Annotated in this window: 13 protein-coding genes and 1 pseudogene; 7 read left to right on the top strand and 7 right to left on the bottom strand. The window is 72.5% G+C overall.

Annotation, left to right across the window (positions count from 1 at the left end):
* Positions 1 to 80: 80 nt before the first annotated feature.
* The 4 genes from ACSC1Q_RS22750 to ACSC1Q_RS22735 form a co-directional block, all read right to left on the bottom strand.
* Complete coding sequence (locus ACSC1Q_RS22750; RefSeq protein WP_436760719.1) at positions 81 to 1,517, bottom strand: condensation domain-containing protein; 1,437 nt, start codon at positions 1,515 to 1,517, stop codon at positions 81 to 83.
* Positions 1,518 to 1,542: 25 nt separating this feature from the next.
* Positions 1,543 to 1,794 (bottom strand): acyl carrier protein, encoded by a 252-nt coding sequence (locus ACSC1Q_RS22745; protein WP_350972662.1) that lies wholly within the window; start codon positions 1,792 to 1,794, stop codon positions 1,543 to 1,545.
* Between the two features lie 65 nt (positions 1,795 to 1,859).
* Positions 1,860 to 2,033 carry an MbtH family protein gene (locus ACSC1Q_RS22740; RefSeq protein WP_436760718.1) on the bottom strand — a complete coding sequence of 58 codons (174 nt, stop codon included), beginning with the start codon at positions 2,031 to 2,033 and terminating at the stop codon, positions 1,860 to 1,862.
* A gap of 1 nt (position 2,034) precedes the next feature.
* Positions 2,035 to 8,295, bottom strand: a complete 6,261-nt coding sequence (locus tag ACSC1Q_RS22735; RefSeq protein WP_436760717.1) for a non-ribosomal peptide synthetase — start codon at positions 8,293 to 8,295, stop codon at positions 2,035 to 2,037.
* 367 nt (positions 8,296 to 8,662) lie between these two features.
* Here ACSC1Q_RS22735 and ACSC1Q_RS22730 point away from each other — a divergent pair, with 367 nt between their 5' ends.
* The 7 genes from ACSC1Q_RS22730 to ACSC1Q_RS22700 all read left to right on the top strand — a co-directional run bounded on the left by ACSC1Q_RS22730 (position 8,663) and on the right by ACSC1Q_RS22700 (position 21,088).
* Complete coding sequence (locus ACSC1Q_RS22730) at positions 8,663 to 10,117, top strand: class I adenylate-forming enzyme family protein (protein WP_436760716.1); 1,455 nt, start codon at positions 8,663 to 8,665, stop codon at positions 10,115 to 10,117.
* Positions 10,117 to 11,769 (top strand): condensation domain-containing protein, encoded by a 1,653-nt coding sequence (locus ACSC1Q_RS22725; RefSeq protein WP_436760715.1) that lies wholly within the window; start codon positions 10,117 to 10,119, stop codon positions 11,767 to 11,769. Before ACSC1Q_RS22730 ends, ACSC1Q_RS22725 begins: the two co-directional genes overlap by 1 nt.
* Positions 11,762 to 12,685 (top strand): thiamine pyrophosphate-dependent dehydrogenase E1 component subunit alpha, encoded by a 924-nt coding sequence (locus ACSC1Q_RS22720; RefSeq protein WP_436760714.1) that lies wholly within the window; start codon positions 11,762 to 11,764, stop codon positions 12,683 to 12,685. The genes ACSC1Q_RS22725 and ACSC1Q_RS22720 overlap by 8 nt, the downstream gene beginning before the upstream one ends.
* Positions 12,676 to 13,659 (top strand): alpha-ketoacid dehydrogenase subunit beta, encoded by a 984-nt coding sequence (locus ACSC1Q_RS22715; RefSeq protein ID WP_436760713.1) that lies wholly within the window; start codon positions 12,676 to 12,678, stop codon positions 13,657 to 13,659. Before ACSC1Q_RS22720 ends, ACSC1Q_RS22715 begins: the two co-directional genes overlap by 10 nt.
* A complete protein-coding gene (locus tag ACSC1Q_RS22710; RefSeq protein WP_436760712.1) occupies positions 13,652 to 14,875 on the top strand; it encodes a 2-oxo acid dehydrogenase subunit E2 in 1,224 nt (407 codons plus the stop codon). The genes ACSC1Q_RS22715 and ACSC1Q_RS22710 overlap by 8 nt, the downstream gene beginning before the upstream one ends.
* The gene (locus tag ACSC1Q_RS22705; RefSeq protein ID WP_436760711.1) at positions 14,872 to 20,523 is read left to right on the top strand and encodes a non-ribosomal peptide synthetase; all 5,652 of its coding nucleotides are present in this window, start codon (positions 14,872 to 14,874) and stop codon (positions 20,521 to 20,523) included. The genes ACSC1Q_RS22710 and ACSC1Q_RS22705 overlap by 4 nt, the downstream gene beginning before the upstream one ends.
* A gap of 82 nt (positions 20,524 to 20,605) precedes the next feature.
* Positions 20,606 to 21,088: a response regulator transcription factor gene (locus ACSC1Q_RS22700; protein WP_436760710.1), complete on the top strand. Its 483-nt coding sequence runs from the start codon at positions 20,606 to 20,608 to the stop codon at positions 21,086 to 21,088.
* Between the two features lie 235 nt (positions 21,089 to 21,323).
* On the opposite strand, the gene ACSC1Q_RS22695 is transcribed toward ACSC1Q_RS22700, so the two are convergent.
* The 3 genes and pseudogenes from ACSC1Q_RS22695 to ACSC1Q_RS22685 form a co-directional block, all read right to left on the bottom strand.
* A complete protein-coding gene (locus ACSC1Q_RS22695; RefSeq protein WP_436760709.1) occupies positions 21,324 to 22,385 on the bottom strand; it encodes a hypothetical protein in 1,062 nt (353 codons plus the stop codon).
* Between the two features lie 224 nt (positions 22,386 to 22,609).
* Positions 22,610 to 22,837, bottom strand: a pseudogene (locus tag ACSC1Q_RS22690) (mycothiol transferase); the annotation flags it as partial.
* 303 nt (positions 22,838 to 23,140) lie between these two features.
* Positions 23,141 to 23,284 (bottom strand): hypothetical protein, encoded by a 144-nt coding sequence (locus ACSC1Q_RS22685; protein ID WP_344920677.1) that lies wholly within the window; start codon positions 23,282 to 23,284, stop codon positions 23,141 to 23,143.
* Positions 23,285 to 23,477: the final 193 nt, after the last annotated feature.

Below are 23,477 nucleotides of genomic sequence, written 5' to 3'. Positions count from 1 at the left end.
CCGACCGGCTGCGGGCACGGGCGGGGCGCTCGACCGACGGGTTGTGAGCACGGGTTCGGGCGAGGGTTCGGGCGGGGCGCTCAACCGACCGGCTCCAGCACCTCGCGGAACGCGGCCTCGACCAGCAGCGACTCCAGGTCGAGCAGGTAGCGCTCCATCGCGGGGCGGGGAAGGTAGCCGGTGTCGGCGGTGAGCGAGACGCCGAGCCCGCCGGGCTCGCCGGTCACGTGCAGGCAGAACCGGCAGTTGAGCCGCTCCTGGCTGAGCGGCCAGGTGAGCGTCGTCTCGTCCAGGGCCCGCCGCACGCTCGTCTCGTCGGGGGAGGCGTCCACCCGGTCGGCGAAGCGCATGTCGTTGAAGCAGCAGTACGGGTGGATCCGCGCGCCCCGCTCCCGGCCGATCCGTTCGGTGAGCCGGTCCCGGTCGTCCGGGTCGTGGTAGGCGGACCGGTAGGCGCGCAGCGCGGCGGGCTTGGCCGCGCGCAGCAGCTCGCCGAAACCGCCCTCGCGCAGGTCCAGCACGAACAGGCCCTCCTGGGAGAGCGTGGTGACCGCGTTGACGGTGTCGCCGCGGAAGCGGTTGCCCACGATCGGCAGCATCGCGCTCACGTCGTGGCCGGTCACCCTTCCGGCCAGCACGGACGCGGCGGCGAGCAGGACGGTCGAGGTGCTCGTGCCGCTCAGCGCGGCGATCCGCTGCACGGCCAGGTCCATCGCCCGGGAGACGAGGTGCGCCCGCCAGATCGGCGGGTCCGCGGGGACGCCCGCCCACCGGTCGAACATGGTCGGGGGGACGCGCCGGTACCCGCCCTCCCAGTGTTCCGCGGCCACCGCCGCGACCTTCAGACCCTGCTCGGAGCCCTGCCAGCGAGCCAGCTCCAGCGGCGAGGGCGGGGGCGGCCCGGGTACGGAGCCGCGCAGCAGGAGCAGCCGCAGTTCCGTGACCGCCACCTCGGCCCCGAGGCCGTCGGCGGCCAGGTGGCAGAAGACGAGCACGATGTGGGTGACCTCGTCGCGGTCGACGACGAGCCCGATCCTGAGCGGCCACTCGTTCCCGTAGTCGAACGCGGTCTCCGCCAGCGCGTCCCGCAGCCGCTCGGGGTCGCCCTCCGACACGGTGACCGGGATGGATCCGCCGGTCGCGAGCACCTGCCACGGCTCCGCGCCGCTTTCGTCCGGTGCTCTCCCGCTCGCCCGGACGACCCTCCCGTACGGCTCCGCGCCGCTCAGGTGGACGGCCTTCCCGTACGGTTCCGTACCGCCCGCGCGGGCGGTCCTCCCGTGCGGCGCCTCGCCCAGCCTGGTGCGCAGGGACTCGTGCCGTTCCACCAGCGCGCGCAGGACCTCGGCGGCCCCCGCCACGGTGAGCGGCCTGGCCCGTCTGGGCACGGCGAGCACGCGGCCGAAGTTGAAGTAGTGGTCGTCCGGCGCCGTCTTCTGGATCGTGTCCCAGATGGCCCGCTGCCCCCAGGTCAGCGGTGCCATCTCCGAGCGGCTCCCCGAGAACCGGATGTCCATGTGCTTCCCCCGTTCGGAAATGCTTTCAGGAATGCGCGCGTTGCGCCTCGTTGATGTGCCGTTCCAGCGCGTCGAGGTCGTCCAGCAGGTCGAACCCGTCGCCCGACAGGTCGATCTCCACCCCGAACTCGGTCTCCACCGCGTCGATCAGCCGCATCTGTGCCAGGGAGGTGACCCCCAGCGCGGACAGCGGGACCGTGGCGGCCAGTGCCTCCCCTGCCGTGACCGCTCCGTCGGAGGCCGAGGCCACCATCGCCGCCAGCCGTTCCCTAACCATTGCCAGCCCCTCTCGTACGGTCTCCGGCGTCGCTCGCCGGGATCCGGGTCCAGTCACCGCGCATCTCACGCCCTTCTCGCGCTGAGCGGGCGCAGGTCGGTCCAGACGCGGTCGATGTGGGCGAGGCAGTCCTCCTTGGTGCCGGAGACGCCCTCCTCACGCCAGCCGTCCGGGAGGTCCCGGCCGTCCGGCCAGATCGAGTACTGCTCCTCGTGGTTGACCACGACGCGGTGACCCATCTCAGCTCCCGGTTTCCATGAGGCGCTCGGCCTCCTCGTCGGACATCTCGGCCAGTTCGGCGACGAGCAGCTCCTCCACCGCCGCCGCGAGGTCGGCCACGCTGCTGCGGGCGAACAGGGTGCGGATCGGCACGTCCACCTCGACGGCGGCGCGGAGCCTGGCGACGGCGCGGGTGGCGAGCAGCGAGTGCCCGCCCAGCGCGAAGAAGTCGTCGAAGGCGCCGACCTCCTCGATGCCCAGCACCTCGCCGAAGATCTCGGCCACCAGCTCCTCGGCGTCGCCGCGCGGGGCGGTCCTCGTCCGGGACCCGGCCTCGGGCGCGGGCAGCGCGGCCCGGTCGAGCTTGCCGTTCGCGGTCAGCGGCAGCGCGGTGAGGCCCACCCAGAGCGCGGGGACCATGTAGGCGGGCAGGGTACCGGCGAGGTACCCGGCCAGTTCGTCGCCGGTGGCCGTGCCGACGACGTAGCCGACCAGCGTCTCCCTGTGCACGGCCACCGCCGCCTGGCCGACGCCGGGGTGGGCGAGCAGCCGCGCCTCGATCTCGCCGAGCTCGATCCGGAAGCCGCGGACCTTGACCTGGTCGTCGAGGCGGCCGAGGAACTCCAGCTGCCCGTCGGCCCGCCAGCGCGCCAGGTCGCCGGTCCGGTAGATCCGCTCCCCGCCGAGGACGTCGGAAGCGCCGGGAACACCGGGGACACCGAGAACGCCAGGGACACCGGGGACACCGAGGACGGGGAAGCGCTCGGCCGTGAGGTCCGGCCTGCCCAGGTAGCCGACGGCCACCCCGGCCCCGCCGACGCACAGCTCGCCCGGCGCCCCCGGCGGCACGGCCTCGCCGGAGCCGTCCAGGATCAGGACCGAGGTGTCGGCGATCGGGACGCCGATGGGCGGGCGTCCGGGGGAGCCGTCCAGCTCGGCGGCGGTGGCGATGATCGTCGCCTCGGTCGGGCCGTAGGTGTTGACCAGCCGCACTCTGTCGCCGAAGCGCTCCCGCCAGCGGGTCACGGCCGCCTCGTGCACCTGCTCGCCGCCGAGGATCACCAGCCGCAGGGTCGGCGGCCAGGCGATCTCGCCGATGTCGTCGACGAGCGCGTGCCAGTACGCCGTGGGCAGGTCGAGCACGGTGACCCGGTCGAGGTGGTCGGGCAGGGTGACGCCGCCCTCGGGCAGCAGCTCCAGCCGGGCCCCGGCGGCCAGCGCCGGATAGATCTCCTCGGCGTGGGTGTCGAAGCTCAGCGAGGCGAACTGGACCACCCGGTCGTCGGGCCGCAGCCCGTACGCGTCACGCATCCACCCGACGCGGGCGGCCAGGTTGCGGTGCGAGACCACGACCCCCTTGGGCGTCCCGGTGGACCCGGAGGTGTAGATCACGTAAGCGGCCGAGCCGGGCACCGGAGCGCCCACCGGCGAGAGGGGACGCTCGTCCGCGTGCGCGCGCGGCGTGCCGGAGGGCAGCCGGTCGCCCAGGTTCGCCGTGGTGAGGACGATAGAGGCGGCGCTGTCGTCCAGCATGAACGCGAGCCGCTCGGCGGGGTGTTCCGGGTCGAGCGGCAGGTAGGCCGCCCCCGCCCGCCAGACGGCGAGCAGGGCCGCGACGGCGTCGGGCGACCTGTCCAGGCAGACGCCGACCACGTCGCCGGGGACGACGCCCCGCCCCCGCAGCAGCGCCGCGAGCTCGTCCGCGCGGGCGTCCAGCCCGGCGTAGGTGAGCGTGGCGCCCCCGCATCCGATCGCCGTCGCGCCCGGCGTGGCCCGTACGGCCGCCGCGAACAGGTCCGGCACCGGGGGAGCGGGCGGTCGCGCGGGTCCCCGCGAGAGGCGACGCAGCAGGACGTCGTCGTCGCCGGTGCGCAGCGGCAGCTCGGAGACCCGGTCGCCGGACGCGTCCGGCAGCGCGGTGAGCAGCAGGCGGAACCGCGCGGCCATCGCCTCGATCGTGGCCCGGTCGAACAGCTCGGCGTCGTAGACGAAGCTGAGCGTCAGCTCGTGCTCGTCCTGCCAGGACTCCAGCATGAGTTCGAGCTTGGCCTGCCGCATGCCGTGCTCGAACCCCGTCGTGGTGAGCCCCGCGAAGGCGTCGCGGGACTGCGCGAAGTCCTGCGTGTGCAGGATGAGCATGGTCTGGAACAGTGGCGTGCGGGTCAGGTCGCGCTCGACCCGCAGGGCCGTCACCAGCTCCTCGAACGGCACGCCCTGGTGGGAGAAGGCGTCCAGCACGCCTATCTGGGTCTCGCGGAGCAGGTCGGCGAAGGTGGGGTCGGCCGACAGGTCGCCGCGCATGACCAGGGTGTCGCTGAGGTAGCCGACGACCGGTTCGAGCTGGACCCGGTCCCGGCCCGCGGTGGCCGTGCCGACCAGGATGTCGTCGTGCCCGGTGTGCCGCGACAGCAGGACCTGGTAGGCGGCGAGCAGGACCATGAACATGGTGGCGCCGTGCTCCCTGCCCAGCCTGGCCAGGGCGGCGGCCTCCGCCGCGTCCAGCCGGACACTCGCCACGTCGCCGCGCCTGGCGGCCCCGGCGGTGCGCGGCCGGTCGACCGGCAGGTCCAGCGGGGTGGGGTCGGCGAGCCTGTCCCGCCAGTATCCGAGCAGGTCGCCGAGGTCGCGCCCGCGCTGCCAGAGGGCGACGTCGCCGAACTGGAGCGGGACCGGCGGCAGGGCGGTGGCCCCGGAGTACAGCCGCGACACCTCGTCGAAGATGAGGTTGAGCGACCAGCCGTCGCCGAGGATGTGGTGCAGCACGACGCACAGGACGTGGTCGTCCTCGGCGATCCTGATCAGGGTGACGCGCAGCGGCGGCCTGGCGCCCAGCTCGAAGGGCGCGTTGGTCAGGGCCGCGACCAGCTCCAGCGCCCCGGCCTCGCCCGCCGCGTCCGTCTCCTCGACGGTCACGGGCCCCGGCGGGTCGACGACCACGACCGGCACGCCGTCCGTCTCGGGGAACCGGGTGCGCAGGCTCTCGTGCCTGGCGACCGTCCCGGCCAGGGCTCCGGCGAGCGCCTCCCGGTCCAGCGGCCCGCGCAGCCTCCTGACCAGGCACATGTTGTACGACGCGTCGTCCGGGTCGAGCCGGTTGAGGAACCAGAGCCGCTCCTGGCCGAAGGAGAGCGGCGGCACGGTCCCCTCGGGCCTCGGCCGGGGCCCGTCACTCCGCTCGCCGGACGCGGTCGCGATCAGCTCCGCCAGCCCGGCGACCGTCGGCCGGGTGAACACCTCCCGGACCGGCACCTCCGTCCCGGACAGCGCCGCCAGCCGCGCGGTGACCATGGTGGCGAGCAGTGAGTGCCCGCCGAGGGCGAAGAAATCGTCGTACGCGCCGACCTCCGCCGTACCGAGCACCTCGGCGAAGACCCGCGCGACCATCCGCTCGCCCGGGGTGCGGGGGGCGACCGCGTCCCGCGAGGGTGTCGCGTCCACGTCGGGAAGCGCGTTGCGGTCGATCTTCCCGTTGGGGGTGAGCGGCAGCGCCTCCACCTCGACGAACACGCTGGGCACCATGTAGCCGGGCAGCTCGCGCGCGGCGCGCTCCCCGAGCGCCCCCGCCCTTTCCGTTCCCGTTTCCGACGGCGCGGCGGGTACGGAAGGTACGACGAAGGCCACCAGCCGGTCCCCGCGCACCGCGACGACCGCCTGCCGCACGCCGGGGGAGGCGTCCAGCACGGCCTCGATCTCGCCCAGCTCGATGCGGTGTCCCCGCAGCTTGACCTGGTTGTCGGTCCGGCCGAGGAACTCCAGGGTGCCGTCGTTGCGCAGGCGGACGCGGTCTCCGGTCCGGTAGCGCCGCGCGCCCCCGGGGCCGGGGACGAAGCGTTCCGCGGTCAGGGCCGGGCGGCCCAGGTAGCCGGTGGCGACCCCCTCGCCGCCGATGAGCAGCTCTCCGGCCACCCCGATCGGGCACGTCCCGCCGCCGGGGTCGGCGACGTGGACGACGGTGTTGGCGATCGGGCGGCCGATCACGATCTCGTCCGGATCCTCGGGGACGTCCCAGGCCGTGGACCAGATGGTGGTCTCGGTCGGGCCGTAGACGTTGACGAGCCGGTCGACCCGGGGACGCAGCTCGCGGGCGAGCCGGGGGGCGAGCGGCTCGCCGCCGGTCAGCCCCACCACGCGCGGCAGGTCACCGGCGAGCAGGACCCGCCATCCCGAGGGCGTCGCCTGGACGTGGGTCACGCCCTCGTCCTTGACGAGGCGCGCGAGCCGCACCCCGTCTCGGGCCGTCTCCGCGTCGGCGACGACCACCCGCCCGCCCGTCACCAGCGGCAGGTAGAGCTCCAGGGCGGAGATGTCGAACGACAGCGAGGTCAGCGCCAGCCACACGTCCCGGGGCGAGGACCGCACCAGGTCGCGCATCGCCAGCAGGAAGTTGGTCAGCGCCCGGTGGGGGACCACCACTCCCTTCGGCCGTCCGGTGGACCCCGAGGTGTAGAGCACGTACGCGGTGTCGTCGGGCAGCGGCCGGGCGGGGGCGTCGGTCGCCGCGCCGGTCGCCGTACCGGTCGCGGGGGGAAGGTCGTCGAGGCCGGTCAGCACCAGTGCCGCCGCGGAGTCCTCGATCACGTACGCGACGCGCGCCTCCGGGTAGTCGGGGTCGACGGGGAGGTAGGCCGCGCCGCTCATCGCCACGCCCAGCAGGGCGACGAGCATGTCGGCGCCGCGCTCCATCCGGACCGCGACCAGCGAGCCGCGCCCGATCCCGGCCGCGCCCAGCCGCCCGGCCAGCTCCGCCGCCCGCGCGACCAGTTCCGCGTACGTCAGCTCCCGCGCGCCGGGTCCATTCAGCGGCCCGTCCACCGGCACGGTCCTGGTGGGTGCGGCGCGCACCGCGACCGCGCCGGGGGTCGCCGCGGCCTGTTCGAGCAGCAGGTCGACGAGGGTGACCTCGGGCAGCTCGGCCGCGGTGTCGTTCCACTCCTCCAGCAGGGCCAGCTCCGCGTCCGGCAGCATCCGCAGCGAGCCCACCGGGGAGCCGGGGTCCGCCACGACGGCCGCGAGCAGCTCCTGGAAGCGGGCGACCATCCGTTCCACGGTCTCGGGGTCGAACAGCTCGGTGCTGTAGATGGCGGTGCCGTAAAGGGCGCCGTCGCCACCCTGGTAGATGTCCACCGACAGGTCGAGCCTGGCGCGGGCCCAGCCGTTGGGGAAGGACGTGGCGACGAGGCCGGGCAGCGGATCGACCGGCTCGCCGTGGGTGTGCAGGGCGAACAGGGTCTGGAACAGGGGCGTGCGGCTCAGGTCCCGTTCCACGTCGAGGTCGACCACGAGGCGCTCGAAGGGGACGTCCTGCCGCGAGAGCCCGTCCAGCACGACCCTGCGGGTGCGCTTCAGCAACTCCTCGAAGGTGGGCTCGCCGGACAGGTCGCAGCGCAGGGCCAGCGTGGTCGAGAGGAAACCGATCATGGTCTCCAGCTCGGTGCTGCCGCGACCGGCCGAGGGGATGCCCACGCAGAAGTCGGTCTGGCCGGTGTGCCGGTGCAGCAGGACCTGGTAGGCGGAGAGCAGCACCATGAACGGCGTGCAGCGGGCGCGGCGGGCGAGGGCGCCGATCGAGGCGACCACGTCGGGGGCGATCCGGAACTCGACCTCGTCGCCCGCGCCGGTCCGCCGGGCGGGACGCGGCCGGTCGGCGGGGAGGTCCAGGGGAGGCACCCCGGCGAGCTTCTCGGTCCACCAGCGGAGCTCGGAGTCCGCGGGGCGCTGGTCGCGCGCGTACTCGCCGTACTGCAGGGGCAGCTCGGGCAGCGGGGCGGTGCCCCGGCTCCCGTAGTGGGCGGACACCTCGGAACGGAGCACGTTCAGCGACCAGCCGTCGCCGTTGATGTGGTGCAGGACGACGCAGAGCACGTGCTCGTCGGGGCCGAGCTCGATCAGCGAGACGCGGAACGGCGGCGCGGCGGCGAGGTCGAACGCCGTGTTGCTGAGCGCCGCGACCAGGGCCGTGACCTCCCGCTCGCGCCGGACGGTCTCACCCTGGACGGTGAACCGGCCGATCGTCACCGGCGACGGCGGCTCGACGATCGCCACGGGCTCCCCGGCCACCTCGCGGAAGCGGGTCCGCAGGCTCTCGTGCCGTGCCGCCACCGCGCTGAAAGCGGCCTCCAGGGCGATCTTGTCAAGGTGACCTTTCAACCTGTAAACATAGGATGTGTTGTAGGCGGAGTCACCCGGATCGAGCCGGTGGAGGAACCAAAGCCGCTGCTGGCCGTACGACAGGGGGTATTCCGTCCCTGATTGGCCGGTCGGAACGGTCTCCGGTGGGAACACGCAGGGCTCCTTTGTCGGCCGCGGGCCCGTTAGTTCACGCAAACGCGTTGGAGGTTAGTACGCAAAAGGCCCGCTCTGTGCATGTTTGACCAGTTGGGCGGGCGTCGGGAAGGGTCTCTTTCTGGAAAGAAACCTTTCAGTTAGTTCTGCGGTCGTCAGTGTTACACCTTCGCCCTTAGGGCGCAAGGGTCACTTTCGCGTGGGTTTTGTTGCCTCTGCGAACCTCTCCCCAAAGTCTTGCGCACCCCTTACGATCATGTAAGACTGACGCTCGACTTTAAATAGTAAAGATTCTTTCCTGTAGTGCCCCGGGTGCTCGCACACACCGAGGGCATATACATCCGATCTTTAGTGGGAGGTTCACTTGGTGAACCTGACCGTCCCCCAGCTGCTCGGAGACCGGGCCCTCGACGACCCCGACGGGGTCGCGCTGGTAGTGCACGGCTCGGCTCGGCTCACCTACCGCCAGTGGCACGAGCGGTCCACCGCGCTCGCGAACAGCCTGGTCACGCGCGGTGTCGGCCGGGGCGACCGGGTGGGACTGGTGTTCGGGGCCGCGGACTGGGCCGACTACGCCGTGGCGTTCTGCGGGGTCCTGGCGGCCGGAGCGGTGGCCGTACCGCTCTCCGACCGTCTCACCCTCGATGACCTGCGCTTCATGCTGGAGAACTGCCGGGCGACCGGAGTCGTCCACGCCGCGGGCCTCGCCGTGCCGGAGATCGGCTGGAGCGCCACGGTCGACGACCTGGACGTCGAAACGTCCTACGAGAAGGCCGACATCGCGCCTCCGGAGCCCGGGGACCTCGCCCAGATCCTCTACACCTCCGGCACGACCGGCCGTCCCAAGGGCGTCTCGGCGACCCATGCCAATCTGGCCTACGGCTGCGGTGCCAAGCGCCGCCCGTTCGCGCACTCCCGGCATCTCGTCCACGCCTTCCCGATCGGGACCAACGCCGGGCAGGCGATGCTGATCAACGCGCTCGACGCCCGGCCGGCCGTCGTGACGCTGCCGCGCTTCACCCCGGCCCGCTTCGCCTCGCTGATCGAGTCCTACCGCGCGGGGACGGTCTTCCTGGTCCCCGCGATGGCCATCGAGCTGATCAACGCGAAGGTGGCCGAACGGCACGACCTGTCCAGCGTGCTGCTGCTCGGCTCGGCCGCCGCGCCGCTGCCCTCGGCCGTCGCCCAGGCGCTGACCACGGCCTTCCCCAACGCGACGATCACCAACTACTACACCTCGACCGAGGCCGCCCCGGCTCAGACGATCATGATGTTCGACCCGGACCGGCCGGGAAGCGTCGGCCGCGCCATCGCCGGGGGACGGGTCAGGATCGCCACCGCGGAGGGGGAGCCGCTCGCGCCTGGGGAGACCGGGGAGGTCTGGATGCGGTCCCCCGCCGCGCCGCGCGCCTACTACGGCGACCCCGGCAGCGGGACCTTCCGCGACGGCTGGGTACGGATGGGCGACCTCGGCTACATCGACGCCGACGGCTACCTCTACCTCGTCGACCGCGAGAGCGACGTGGTGAAGTCCGGGGCGTTCAAGGTCTCCACGATCCACGTCGAGGAGGTCGTCTACCAGCACCCGGCGGTGGTCGAGGCCGCCGCGTTCGGGGTCCCGCACCCCGTGCTCGGCACCGTCGTCACCGTGGCCCTCGTCACCAGGGAACCCCTCGCGCCCGAGGACCTGCGGATCTTCCTCAAGGACCGCCTGGCCCCGCACGAGCTGCCCGCGAACGTCGTCACGGTCGACGCCCTGCCGCGCAACGCCGGGGGCAAGGTCGACAAGAAGGCCCTGCGCCGGACGACGGAGAACGCGTGATGGCCGAGGTCACCTCCGGGGCGGCACGGGAAGGCGGGGCCGGATCCGTGTACGAGGACCTGCCGGAGGTCACGTTCACCCAGCAGGGGATGTGGGTGACCGAGCAGACCGTGGGCGGGGGCGCCGCCTACCACATGCCGATACTCGTCCACCTGCGCGGCGACCTGGACACCGGCGCGCTCCTGGCGGCCTGCGCGGCGGTGGCCGCCCGGCACCCGATGCTGGGCAGCGTGGTGGCGGAGGTGGACAACGAGCTGCGGCTCGTGCCCGGCGCCCAGGTCCCGGTACGCGAGGTGTCGATCTCCACCGGCGACGACGACGGCGACAGCGACGACGGCGACAGCGACGACGGCGCGGACGGCGAGAGCGGCGCGGACGGCGAGAGCGGTGAGCGGTACGGGCGGGCCGTACAGGAGGCCGTGCGGGAGGAGATCCTGCGCGCGTTCGACCTGGAGAAGGGCCCGCTGGCCAGGTTCACCCTGTTCGAGGCCGGCCCCGGACGCCACCTGCTCCTCTTCGTCGCCCACCACCTGGTCTTCGACGGCCAGTCGAAGGACATCCTGGTGCGCGACCTGGCCGCCTTCCACAACGGCGAGCCGCCGCCCCCGCTGCCCGCGATCGACCACGGCCGGGCCGAGCGCGACCGGGTGGCCGCGCTGCTCCCCGGCGCGCGGGAGTTCTGGAAGCCCCGCTGGCGCGATCCTGGCGAGACCGTCGTCCTCGGGCACGCGCTGAGGTCCCGGCGCGCGGGCGAGGGCCGGGTGCTCCGGTTCACCGTGGACCCGTCGATCCCGTCGATCCCGTCGAGCTCGTCGTCTGCAGCCTCTTCCGCGTCCGGTTCGTCTTCGGGTACGCAGGCCCCCGCCCTGACCCGGTTCGAGGTGCTGCTCGCCGCGCTGCACACCCTGCTCCTCGGCTACGGCAACACCGCGGTGACCACCGCCGTCGACCTGTCCACCCGGCCCCCCGAGGCCGCCGGGCACGTCGGCCTGTTCGTCAACGAGCTCCCGGTCGCCTCCGGCCCGTCCCCGGAGACGACCTTCCGCGAGTTCGCCGGTGCCCTGCGCGCCGAGCTGCGGGAGGTCTACCGGTTCCGCCAGGTGCCGCTCTCCCGGGCGATGCCCCGCCTCCGGCCGCACGCCGCGCTGGTCCCCGTCTCCGTCAGCTACCGCGCCCGCCGCGACGCCGACCCGGTGTTCGCCGGGCTCGACACGTCGGTGGAGTGGACCGTCTTCAACCACGCGGTACGCGGCGCGCTGCACCTGCAGTGCGTGGACGGCCCCGGCGGGCTGGAGATCAGCCTGCGCCACGACCCCGAGACGGTGCCCGACGCCGGACGGGTCGCCGACGACCTGCGTCTCCTCCTGGAACGCGCCACCCACCACCCCGACCTGTCACTGCACGAAATTCTGGAGAACGAGATGGGTTCCGTCACCACGCTGACCGACCAGGTGCGCGAGATCTGGGAGGAAGTACTGGGCATCTCGCCGATCGCCGATGACGACGACATCTTCGATCTGGGTGGCCACTCCCTCACCATCACGCAGATCATCGCCCGCATGCGCAAGCGCCTGGACATCGAGGTCTCCCTGGACGCCTTCTTCGACAACCCGACGATCGCCGGGATCGTGGACTCCCTCGGCGATGACTGAGACCCTCGACGGGCTCCGTCTCTCCCCCCTCACCGACGAGGACCTGGAGCTCCTGCTCCTCATCAGGCACTTCGAGCTCAAGCTCCTGGAGCTGTACGGCAGGGGCGACCTCAACGGCACCACGCACACCTGCCTGGGCCAGGAGTACGTCCCGGTCGCGCTGCGATCCCTGCTCGGCCCGGCCGACCACGTCTTCAGCAACCACCGGGGACACGGCCACTACCTGGCCAGGTTCCGCGACCCGCACGGCCTGCTCGCCGAGATCATGGGCAGGGAGGGCGCGGTCTGCGGGGGTGTCGGCGGCAGCCAGCACATCCACCGCGACCGCTACATGTCCACCGGCGTGCAGGGCGAGAGCATGCCGGTCGCCGCCGGGGTCGCGCTGCACCTCAAGCGCTCCGAGCCCGGCACCCTGGCCTGCGTGCACATCGGCGACGGCACCTGGGGCGAGGGCGCGGTCTACGAGGCCCTGAACCTCGCCGCGCTGTGGAGGCTCCCGCTGCTCGTCGCGGTGGAGAACAACGGCATCGCCCAGTCCACCCCGACCGCCGCGCAGATGGCCGGTACGGTGGCCGACCGGGCGGCGGCCTTCGGCATCCCGCACCGGCTGGTCCTCTCCACCGACGTCAACGAGATCCGCCTCTCGCTGGAACGCGAGATCGCGCGGGTGCGCGAGGGACAGCCGCTGGTGGTCGAGTTCGTCACCCACCGCCTCGGGCCGCACAGCAAGGGCGACGACATCCGCCCGGCCGAGGTCGTACGGGCCGCGAGGGACAACGACTGGTACGCCCGCTACGCCCACGACCACCCCGAGCACTTCTACCGGCTCGACGGCGTCGTCAGGGCCGAGGTCGAGGCCGTCGCCGACGAGGTGGCCGCGCGCCCGCCCTCCCGCTGGGAGGGACCGTGCGCGTAGCGGAGAACCTCAACGCCGCCCTGCACGGGCTGCTGGACGACGACCCCACCGCCTACGTGCTCGGCGAGGACATCCTCGACCCGTACGGCGGCGCCTTCAAGGTGACCAAGGGGCTGTCCACCCGCTTCCCCGGCCGCGTGATCGGCACCCCGATCAGCGAGGGCGCGCTGACCGGCGTCGCGGCGGGACTGGCGCTCACCGGCAACACGGCCGTGGCCGAGATCATGTTCGGCGACTTCGTGGCGCTCGCCTTCGACCAGCTCTGCAACTTCGCGAGCAAGTCGGTGTCGATGTACGGCAGGCGGCTCCCGCTGCGGATGGTGGTGCGCTGCCCGACCGGCGGAGGCCGGGGCTACGGCCCCACCCACAGCCAGAGCCTGCAGAAGCACTTCGTCGGCATGCCGGGGCTGTCGCTGTACGAGATGTCCCCCTTCCACGACAACCGCGCGGTGTTCGCGGCGATGCTGGAGCGGGGCGAGCCATGCGTGTTCTTCGAGGACAAGGTCCTCTACACCCGGCAGATGGAGCGGGTGGACCCGCTGTTCCTGACGCGCCGCGACGGGGACCTGGCCGTGGTGGACGTCCGCGACGCGGGCGACCGCCCCGACTGCGTGGTCATCGCGCCGGGCGGGATGGCCCACCGGGTGCTGGGCGCGATGCGCTCCCTGATGACGGAGGAGGAGATCTCGGTCCGGCTGCTGGTCCCCTCCCGGCTCTACCCGCTGGACGCCGACGCGCTCCTGCCCCACCTCGGTGACGTCGTCGTGGTCGCGGAGGAGAGCACCGCCGGGGGCACCTGGGGCAGCGAGGTCGCCCACCTGCTGCACGCCCGCCTCTGGGGCCGCCTGCGCGGACCCGTCCGCCTCGTCCACTCACGGGCCTCCGTGATCCCCACCGCCGCGCACCTGGAGAACGAGGTCCTGGTCGGGGAGTCCACGATCCACCACGCCGTACGGGAGGCTCTGCGTGGCTGACATCCACGTCCCCAAGCTCAACAACAACGACACCGAGTACCAGATCGTCGAGTGGCTGGTGGGGAACGGCAAGCCCGTCATCGCCGGGGAGCCGATCGCCGTCCTGGAGACCTCCAAGGCGGCCGACGAGCTGGAGGCGGAGGAGACCGGCTACCTGCACCACGCCGCCGACCTCAACGCCTGGATCGCTCCCGGCGCGCTCCTCGCCCGCGTCACCCCCGAGGCGGCCCCGCCGCCCGCCTCCGTGTCCGACAACGCGCCCGAGGTCGCGCCCGAGGCCGTGACCTCAGGGGACGCGGCGGGACAGGAGCCCGCACCGGTGGCGGAGCCGGTCGTCACCGCCCCCGCCCGCGCGGCCATGGAGGAGCTCGGAGTCTCCCACGCCGAGGTCGCGTCCCTGGGGCTCGCCGTCATCCGCAGGGCCGACGTGGAGGCCGTGGCCGCCCGCCGTACCGGACGGACGGCCCCCGGCGCGCGTGAGGACACACGGCAGGACACGCGGGACGTGCACGAAGGCGTGCCGGGGGACGTCCTCGAAGACGTGCCGCGACCGGTCGCGGACGCGGGCGCGCGGCGCCTCCCGCGGGTGCAGCGGGCCGTCGCACGCGCCGTCACCACCTCGCACGCCACCATCCCCGCCGCGTACACCGTCGTGAAGTTCGAGGTGGGCCCGCTGCTGGAGCGGGCCAGGGGGCTGAGCAGGGAGGTGCGCAGGCCGGTCGGGCTCGCGGAGCTGTTCGTCCAGGCCGTGGCCGCGCTGCACCCGGCGTTCCCGCTGTTCTTCGCCTCGGTCGACGGCGACCTGGCGCGTCCGGCCGACGCCCCGCGCGTCGGCGTCACGTTCGACATGGGCGAGGGCCTGTACGTGCCGGTCGTCCACGACACCGGCTCGCTCAAGGCCATCGCCGACGCGCTCATGCGCTACCGGCTCGCCGCCACCGAGGGCGACTTCCGCGAGAAGGACCTCACCGGCGCCAACATCGCCGTCACCCTGCACACCGACGCCGACGTCGTCCTCGCGATCCCCCTCATCTTCCCCGGCACGGTCTGCGCCCTCGCGATCACCTCGCCGCAGCCCGAGCTGACACTCGCCGAGGACGGCACGGTGGCCGCGAGGACCGTCGCCAACATCGGCCTCGCCTACGACCATCGGCTGATCAACGGACGGGACGCCGCGCTCTTCCTCGCGGCCCTCCGGATGGAGTTACACGCGTGACCGAGACAACGCTGTCGGACGCCAAGAAGGCGCTTCTGGCCAAGCGGCTGAAGAACCGGGGAGAGGCGCGGGCCGCCGTCGCCCGCCGCGCCCCGGGAACCGTCCCGCCCCTGTCCCACGCCCAGGAACGCCTGTGGTTCCTTGAGCAGTACCGGCCGGGCACCACCACCTACACCGTCCCCGTCGCGGTGCGCCTGCGCGGGGACCTGGACGCCGACGCGCTGCGCCGGGCGCTGGACGAGATCGTCGCGCGCCACGAGGCGCTGCGGACGCGGTTCCTCACCACCGACGACGGCACCCCCGAGCTGGTCATCGACGAGCCGGGCCCCGCCGCGCTGCGCGTCGCCGAGGCGGACGACGTGGACGCCGCGATCGAGCTGCTCGACGCCGACCTCGCCGTCCCGTTCGACCTGGAACGCGGCCCGCTCCTCCGTACCGTCCTGGTCAGGATCGCGCCCGGCGACCACGTCCTCCTCATCGCCGCCCACCACACCGTCATCGACGGCTGGTCCAGCGACCTGCTCATCCGCGAGCTGCTCGCCCTGCACGACGGCGCCACCCCGCCGCCCGCGCCGGTCGGCTACGGCGACTACGCCCTCTGGCAGCGGGGCCGCGACCACCGCCGCGAGATCGACCACTGGCGCGACCGGCTCGCCGGGCTGCCCGCCATCGAGCTGCCCACCGACCGGCCGCGCCCCGCCGAGCAGCGCCACGAGGGAGCCGCCCTCGACGTCCGGGTGGACGCCGACCTCACCCGGCGGCTCGCCGAGCTGGGCGCCACGGCGGGGGCCACGCCGTACATGACGCTGCTCGCCGCCTTCCAGGTACTGCTGGCCCGCTACTCGGGGCAGACGGACTTCGCGGTCGGCTCCCCGGTCGCCGGGCGCGGGCTGCCCGAGCTGGACGGGGTGGTCGGCATGTTCGTCAACACCCTGGTCCTGCGCGCCGACCTGGCCGACGACCCGTCGTTCACCACCTTCCTGGCCCGGACGCGCGAGACCGCGCTGGACGCCTACGCGCACCAGGAGCTCCCGTTCGACCAGCTGGTCAGCGAGCTGAACGTGGTCCGCGACGTGAGCCGGTCACCGCTCGCGCAGGTCACCTTCGCGCTGCAGAACTTCAAGGCGGGCGAGGAGGACGGGCGCGTCTCCTACCTCACGCTCCCGGCCAGGACCACCCGCTTCGACCTCGGCCTCTACCTGTTCGAGAGCCCGGACGGGCTGGTCGGGCACCTCTCCTACAGCACCGCCCTGTTCGACCCGGAGACCGTGGAGCTGCTGGCGGCGCGCTTCGAGACGCTGCTGCGCTCGATCGTGGCGGACCCGGACACGCGGGTGGGGGAGCTGTCGCTGCTCTCCGGCGACGAGCGGGACCTGGTCCTGGGCTTCGGCTCGGGACCCGCCCCGCGACCGTCCGGGCACGACCTGCTGCACGACCTCGTCACCGCGCGGGCCGCGCTCACCCCGGGCGCGAGGGCCGTGGTCCACGACGTCACCGCCTCGGGCACGGCGGCCGCGTCGTCCGCGTCGCCCGTGACGCGTGGTGGCTCGCTGACGTACGCCGGGCTCGACGAGCGCTCCACCAGGATCGCCGCCCTGCTGAGGAACCGGCACGGCGTGGGCCCCGACACCAGGGTGGGCGTCTTCCTCGAACAGTCCACCGACCTGGCGGCGGCCGTCGTCGGCGTGCTGAAGGCCGGGGGCGCCTACGTGCCCCTCGATCCCAAGCAGCCCCGCGACCGGCTGGCGTACATGCTCGCCGACGCCGGGGCCGTCGCCGTCCTCACCACCTCCGCGCTGCGCGAGCTGGTGCCCGACGTCCCGGTGATCTGCCTGGACTCCGAGGCGCTGGACGAGACCGGGTTCGAGCCCCCGGAGGTCTCGCCGGACCACCTCGCGTACGTGATCTACACCTCGGGCACCACCGGGCGGCCGAAGGGCGTCGGGGTGCAGCACCGGCAGGTGCTCAACTACCTCGCCGGGGTCAGGGAGCGCTTCGAGGTCGAACCGGGCGCCGTCTACACGCTGCTGCAGTCGCTCTCGTTCGACTTCGGGGTGACGATCTTCTACCTGTCGCTCATGACCGGCGGGGAGCTGCACCTGGCCGACCCCCAGGCTCCCGCCGAGGAGCTCGCCGGGCTGCTGAGCGGCACCGACTACCTGAAGATGACCCCCTCCCACCTCGCCTCGCTGCTCGCGGCGGTCGACGACCCCGCCGAGCTGCTCCCCCGCAAGCTCCTCGTCCTCGGCGGCGAGGCCTCCCGGTGGAGCTGGGCGCGCGAGCTGACCGCGCACACCACGGTGGTGAACCACTACGGCCCCACCGAGGCCACGGTCGGCATCTCCACCCACGCCGTCACCGGCGAGCACGAGCGGGCGCTGAACCTGCCGATCGGCAGGCCGCTGCCCGGCGCCGGGGTCTACGTGCTCGACGAGCACCTGCGGCTGGTCCCGCCCGGCATGACCGGCGAGATCTACCTCGGCGGCGACCGGCTCGCCCGCGGATACCTCGGACGCCCCGGCCTGACGGCCGAGAGGTTCCTGCCCGACCCGTACGGCGGGCCCGGCGCCCGCATGTACCGGACCGGAGACCTCGGCAGGTGGCTGCCCTCCGGCGACCTGTGCTTCCTCGGCCGCCGTGACCTGCAGGTGAAGGTCAGGGGCTACCGGGTGGAGCTGTCGGAGATCGAGTCGGTGCTCTCCGGCGAGCCGGGAATCGCGCACGCCGTCGTCGAGCTGCGCGCGGACCGGCTGGTCGCGTACCTGGTCGCCGAGATCGGCGGGGAGCAGGTCGGCGTCAGCGAACTGCGGGCGCGGCTCGGCGAGCGGCTCCCCGAGTACATGATCCCCGGGCGGTTCGTCTGGCTGGACGAGCTGCCCCTGAAGTCGCACGGCAAGGTCGACCGGGCGAGGCTGCCCGAACCCGACGAGGCGCGACCCGACCAGGAAGCCGGATTCGTCCCACCGGAGACGCCCCTCGAAGAGGCGATCGCGGCGGTGTGGGCGAAGGTGCTCGGACTGGTCCAGGTCGGCGTGCTGGACGACTTCTTCGACCTGGGCGGTCATTCGCTGCTCGCCGCGCAGGTGGTCGCCCGCCTTCGGAAAGCCATTCCTGAAGGCGGGCGCCAGGTCACGATCCTGGACCTGTTCAAGAACCGGACCGTCCGCGAGCTCGCGCGGCTCGTCGAGACGGCCGACGACGGCCCGCGGATGCTCCTGCACCGGCTCACCCCGGCCCGTACGGCCACCTCGACGCTGGTCTGCGTGCCGTACGGCGGCGGCAGCGCGGCCATCTACCAGCCGCTGGCCGACAGGCTGCCGCAGAACTGGGCGCTGCACGCGGTCGCCGTCCCCGGCCAGGAGATGGGGCTGATCGAGGAGACCCGGCCGGTGGCGGAGGTCGCGGAAGGCTGCGTGGCGGAGATCCTCAAGGAGGTCCGCGGCCCGATCGCGCTGTACGGGCACTGCGGGCTCGGCGTCATGCTGACCGTGGAGATCGCCCGCCGCCTGGAGGCGGCGGGCCGCCCGATCGAGGCGATCTACTTCGGCGGCGTCTTCCCCTTCGCGCGGCCCACCTCCCTGCTGGCCAAGCTGTCGAACCTGACCGACCACCTCCGCAGCGACCAGGTCTGGGCCAACGCCCTGCGGGCGGCGGGCCTGGACGTGGAGGACCTGGAGCACGACCAGCTCAAGCTGGTGATCGACAACCGGCGCAAGGGCACCAGGGAGGCGGAACGCTACTTCACCCGCCTCTTCGAGGAGGGGGTCGAGCCGCTCAGGGCACCGATCATCTCGGTGGCGGGCGAGCGCGACCCGGCCACCGAGTTCTACCAGGAGCGCTACCGCGAGTGGCATCTCCTGAGCGACTCCACGGCCGTGGTCGTCCTCGACGAGGCCGGGCACTTTTTCCTGAAATATCGGGCGGAAGAGCTCGCCACCATCGTCACCGGCACCCACCGGGCCATCGCCTCCGGCGACACGGCGAAGCTGGCCCGTACCGACAGGTCCACCTGGTGGCTCGGCGGCGTCTCCACCCGGGACGGTGTCGCGGAGATCGCCCCGGCGACGACGGCCCCCGCGATCACCGGCGCGGCACTTCTTCCCGGTACGGAGGCGGCGGCGCCCGCTCTCACCGGCCCGGCGGCGTCCGCCTCTCCCGATCCGGAGGCGTCCGCGTCCGCTCCTTCCGGCCCCGGCACGGGCGGGGCGCCACCGGAGACGGGACACCCGGTCGCGACGGATCTCCCGGCGCGCTCCGGCCCGCCGCCGAGCATGAAGCGGTTCGCCGCCGTGGCGGCCGGGCAGCTCGTCTCGATCATCGGGTCGTCGCTGACCGAGTTCGCCATCCCGCTGTGGATCTACATCACCACCGACTCGCTCGCCAGGTTCGCCCTGTTCTCCGTCCTCGCGCTGGTCCCCGGCATGCTGGTGTCCCCGCTGGCCGGTGCCCTCGTCGACCGCTACGACCGGCGCAAGGTCATGCTCGCCGGGGACATCGGCGCGTTCGGCACCCAGCTGGCGCTGGGCGTCCTGCTGTGGACCGGCAACCTGCAGATCTGGCACATCTACCCGCTCCTGGTGCTGCTGTCGGTCGCGCTCACCTTCCAGCGCCTCGCCTACAACTCCGCCATCCCGCAGCTGGTCCCCAAGCGCTTCCTCGGCCACGCCAACGGCGTGGTCCAGATGGTGACCGGTACCGCCCAGCTGGTCGTCCCGCTGGTCGCGGTCGGCCTGATGTCCGTGATCGGGCTGGAGGGCATCCTCGTCCTGGACGTCGTCTCGTACGTCTTCGCGATCGGGGTGCTGCTCTTCGTCCGCTTCCCGGGGACCATGGCGTGGAAGCGCAGGGAGTCGCTGGTCGCCGAGATGGTCGAGGGCTGGAAGTTCTCCTGGGGCAACAAGGGCTTCCGCGGCATGCTGTTCTTCTTCGCGGTGCTGAACATCTTCCTGTCCCCGCTGTTCCTGCTCATCTCGCCGCTGGTCCTGGGCTTCGCCACGCTGGCGGACGTCGGCCGGATCTCCTTCTTCGGCGGTCTCGGGGTCTTCCTCGGCGGCCTGACCATGACCGTCTGGGGAGGCCCGCGCCGCCGCAGGCTGCGCGGCGTCATGCTCTCCACCCTCGTCCTGGGCCTCTTCTGCCTGGTCACCGGCCTGCAGCAGAACCTGGTCCTGATCGCGGTCGGCGCCTTCGGGATGTCGTTCTGGCTCACCATGCTCAACGGCGTCTACGCCACGATCATCCAGGTCAAGGTGCCGCAACGCTTCCACGGCCGCGTCATCGCGCTCAACACGCTCATCGCCTGGTCCACCCTGCCGATCGGCTTCGGGCTGGTCGCCCCGTACGGCAGCACGCTGTTCGAACCGCTGCTGGTCCCCGGGGGCCCGCTGGCCGACACGGTCGGCCTCGTGCTCGGCACCGGCGAGGGCCGGGGCGTCGGCCTGATGTACGTGCTGTTCGCCGTCGCCATCGCGGTCACGGCGCTGGTCGCGATGCGGACCCGCACGCTGTCCAGGTTCGACGAGGACGTCCCCGACGCGCTCCCGGACGACCTGGTCGGTTTCCAGGCCATCCAGCGGCGCCAGGAGCTTCGGCGTCAGGAACGCGAGAGCGCCGAGCCGGTCGCGGAGGTGGTCCCGATCCGGAGGTGACCCCGCCCTGACCGGCGGACCCCCAGGACGGGCTCCAGACTCTCGGGAACTCGTCCGCCGCTCGCCGGCCACGCGAGTCATCGTGGTCACCACGTTCGAGAACGACCAGCTCGTCTGGGGCGCTCTGCGCGCCGGCGCCGCCGGCTACGTCCTCAAACGCGCTCCCGCCGCGGAATTGGTGGAGGCGATCCGGCTGGTGCACACCCGCGACGCGGTCCTCTTCCCGGACGCGCTGCGCCGCATCGCCTCGCCCCGTTCCGGCACGGCCAAGCCCCACGCTCCGATCGAGCTGACCCCACGCGAGTCGGACGTCCTGCGGCACATCGCGCTCGGACAGAACAACGCCGAGATCGCGGTGACCCTGCACATCACCAAGGAAACCGTCAAAACGCACGTCCGTAACGTCCTGGACAAGCTGGGCGCCCGCGACCGTACCCAGGCGGCAGTCCTCGCCTACGAACTCGGCCTCGTCTTCGCCGGCACCGGGGTCGAGGAACGGCGCGACGGTCGTTGGCGGCGAGAAAGATCTCGTTTCTCGTTGTGGCGGTGCGCTGGTCGGATGTGAAAGGGCCGGACGGTCGGAGCCCGCCGAGGTGAGGGCGCGACCCCGGAGGACGCCGCCCCGACGCCCCGCACAGTCTTCCGCGACCTGCGACGCGGCGGTCGTGGGAACCCGCTGCCGAAGACCGCGTTCGGGGCGCTACGCGACGTCGGTCCCTGTCCCCGGAAACTGGAAAGTCGGCGCGATCATCCCGCCGCACTCGTGCTCCTGCACGTCGGGCACGACCGGACCACGTGCTTCACGGTCGGGCCTCCGCTCCGGTGTTCGCGCAGACCGGCCGGGTGCGGCGTAGATAGGACCAGGCGACCGCGCTCAGCGCGATGCCGTACACGGCGAAGGCGCCGAGCCCGAACCAGGTCACCAGCAGGGCGTCGCCCGGGGTGGGGAAGTCCCCCCGGGAGACGGTCACCACACCTGCCGTGGCGAGCGCGGCGTAGACCACTCCGACCGCTCCGTAGGGTGCGAGCGTGGCGGCACCGATCAGCGCGGGGGTGAGCGGCAGCCAGCGAGGCACCCGCCTGCCGCGCAGGGCGGGCGTCCATCGAGGGAACACCCGCCCCCACGGTCGTACCAGACCGAGGATGAGGAACACGCCGAGCGCGGCCAGCAGCACCGTGGCGTCGATGCCCAGGTGTTCCAGGGTGAGCCACACTCCCGAGGCGCCGTTGCGCTCGCTTATCACGAGCATCCGCGCTCCGCTGACACCGGCGAAGGTCCCGCCCAGCGCCCACGTCGTCTTCATGGCCGCGTACGGCAGGAACGCCACGGCGCCCACGTAGGCCAGCACGCGGACGCGCCGTGGAGCGGGTGCGGGCTCCGGCCCGCTCCGCACGCTGGAGGAGGTGTGCATGGCGCCGCACCGCGGGCAGGTGCCGGCGGAGCGGTAGGAGCGGGCGGTGGCGATGAGCAGCACCACGCCGACCGCGGCGAGCGCCCGGTTGGCGGTCGCTGTCCAGCTGTCGACGTTCTGGTTGAAGACAAAAGTGATCATGTCCATCAGCAGGCCGAACGCTGCCACGCCGCTCAACACGCACAACCCGGCCAGCGTGACATGAACGACCGGCCGTGGAATCCACCGGCCCCAGGGCCGTACGGCGGTCAGGGCCGCCGTCGCCGCCAGGACGGCCACGGCCACGACGGCCCAGCTCAGGCCGACCGGCAGCGGCTCCGCGGCGCGGTAGAACACCGCGGTTCCGGTCAGCGCGGAGACCAGGCCGAACCCTCCGTACACCACCGCCCAGCCGAAGGCCGCGTACCCGATCCACGATGACCGCCGACGCCACCGACCAGGTGCCGGCACGTTCGCCGTACGTGCGGTTTCAGCCGTGAACCGACCATCGGAGCGGTCCCGTGAGTTCCGTGACACGCGGCGCGTCCTCATGATCCGCAATTTACGTGGGAGAGCCTGTGGCGAGGCTGAGATGGGCTGAGAGGGCTCACAGGGGCCTTCGCCGGCGGCGCGGCTGTCTGATCCCACTTGGAGGACGTTGGCGTCGTTTGCCGAGCACGGCCGCGATGACCCGGTCAGGCCGTCGGGACCGGCGAGTTCGTCCAGCGAGACGACGCTCGGCTTCGCCGGGTGCCGTCGAGGGTCTCGCGGATGATGTCCGCGAGACCGCCGTGGCGCGCGGTCTCTCCGATCATGTGGAACGGGACGTGGCGCGCGTTGCACTCGATGATGTCCTTCCGCGCGCAGGAACTGTCGAGATCCATCAAGGCCGCGATGGCGCGGGACTCCTCGATCTGCTCCCGGTGATACGCGACTCAGTGGTCCACCGTGTCGTTCTCGTCGACCATCGGGCCGGCGTCTTGGGGCTCGGTTCTGACAGCGGGCCAATTTCCGGGGAGGGGGAAAGGTTTCCGCATGTGACCAAAGGTGACCAACGTGCCCGACAACCCCGGACAGCTCTTCGGGCATGTTCCCCGGGAGCCCGCTTGCCGCACATGCCCGACACCTTCGCGGCACCCCAGACAAACGGGGTGCGGCCGGTGGCCGCACCCCGTCTTCTCGCATCTATTCGGCTACGTGTGTCGTGTCAACACAACCCGGTCGGGTCAGTACGCCCAGCCACCGGGAGCGAAGTCCTCCCAGTGGTAGAAGTCCCAGTAGTAGCCACCGTTGACCTGCGCGAGCTGGCTCTCGTCCAGCTCGGTGCCGATCTCGGACAGTGCGGACAGTTCCGGCTTAGCCTTCGCCATCGTTGTTTCCCCTTTCGATCTAACAACGAGAAAAATGTCTCAATGTCCGGTTGTGAATCACTGGTGGGTGACTGCAAGCGTGAGGTCGGTCGTCAGACGGACGGCGCCTGCGGGCGTGACGGACGAGCATCGGGGGCCGTCCCGGGGGGTCGCGCCTGGAACGGTGAACCGGCCCGGCCCGCCGGGCAGGAAT

The sequence above is a fragment of the Streptosporangium heterodermiicola genome (assembly GCF_051390675.1).
In the GTDB taxonomy this organism is placed as follows: domain Bacteria; phylum Actinomycetota; class Actinomycetes; order Streptosporangiales; family Streptosporangiaceae; genus Streptosporangium.
Note: the sequence above shows the minus strand (reverse complement) of the source record. Positions and strands in the feature narration are given on the sequence as shown.

Excerpts from the sequence above, each read along its gene's own strand:
- ACSC1Q_RS22750 (WP_436760719.1), bottom strand. The coding sequence starts at position 1,517 with ATGGACATCCGGTTCTCGGGGAGCCGCTCGGAGATGGCACCGCTGACC.
- ACSC1Q_RS22745 (WP_350972662.1), bottom strand. The coding sequence starts at position 1,794 with ATGGTTAGGGAACGGCTGGCGGCGATGGTGGCCTCGGCCTCCGACGGA.
- ACSC1Q_RS22740 (WP_436760718.1), bottom strand. The coding sequence starts at position 2,033 with ATGGGTCACCGCGTCGTGGTCAACCACGAGGAGCAGTACTCGATCTGG.
- ACSC1Q_RS22725 (WP_436760715.1), top strand. The coding sequence starts at position 10,117 with ATGGCCGAGGTCACCTCCGGGGCGGCACGGGAAGGCGGGGCCGGATCC.
- ACSC1Q_RS22720 (WP_436760714.1), top strand. The coding sequence starts at position 11,762 with ATGACTGAGACCCTCGACGGGCTCCGTCTCTCCCCCCTCACCGACGAG.
- ACSC1Q_RS22685 (WP_344920677.1), bottom strand. The coding sequence starts at position 23,284 with ATGGCGAAGGCTAAGCCGGAACTGTCCGCACTGTCCGAGATCGGCACC.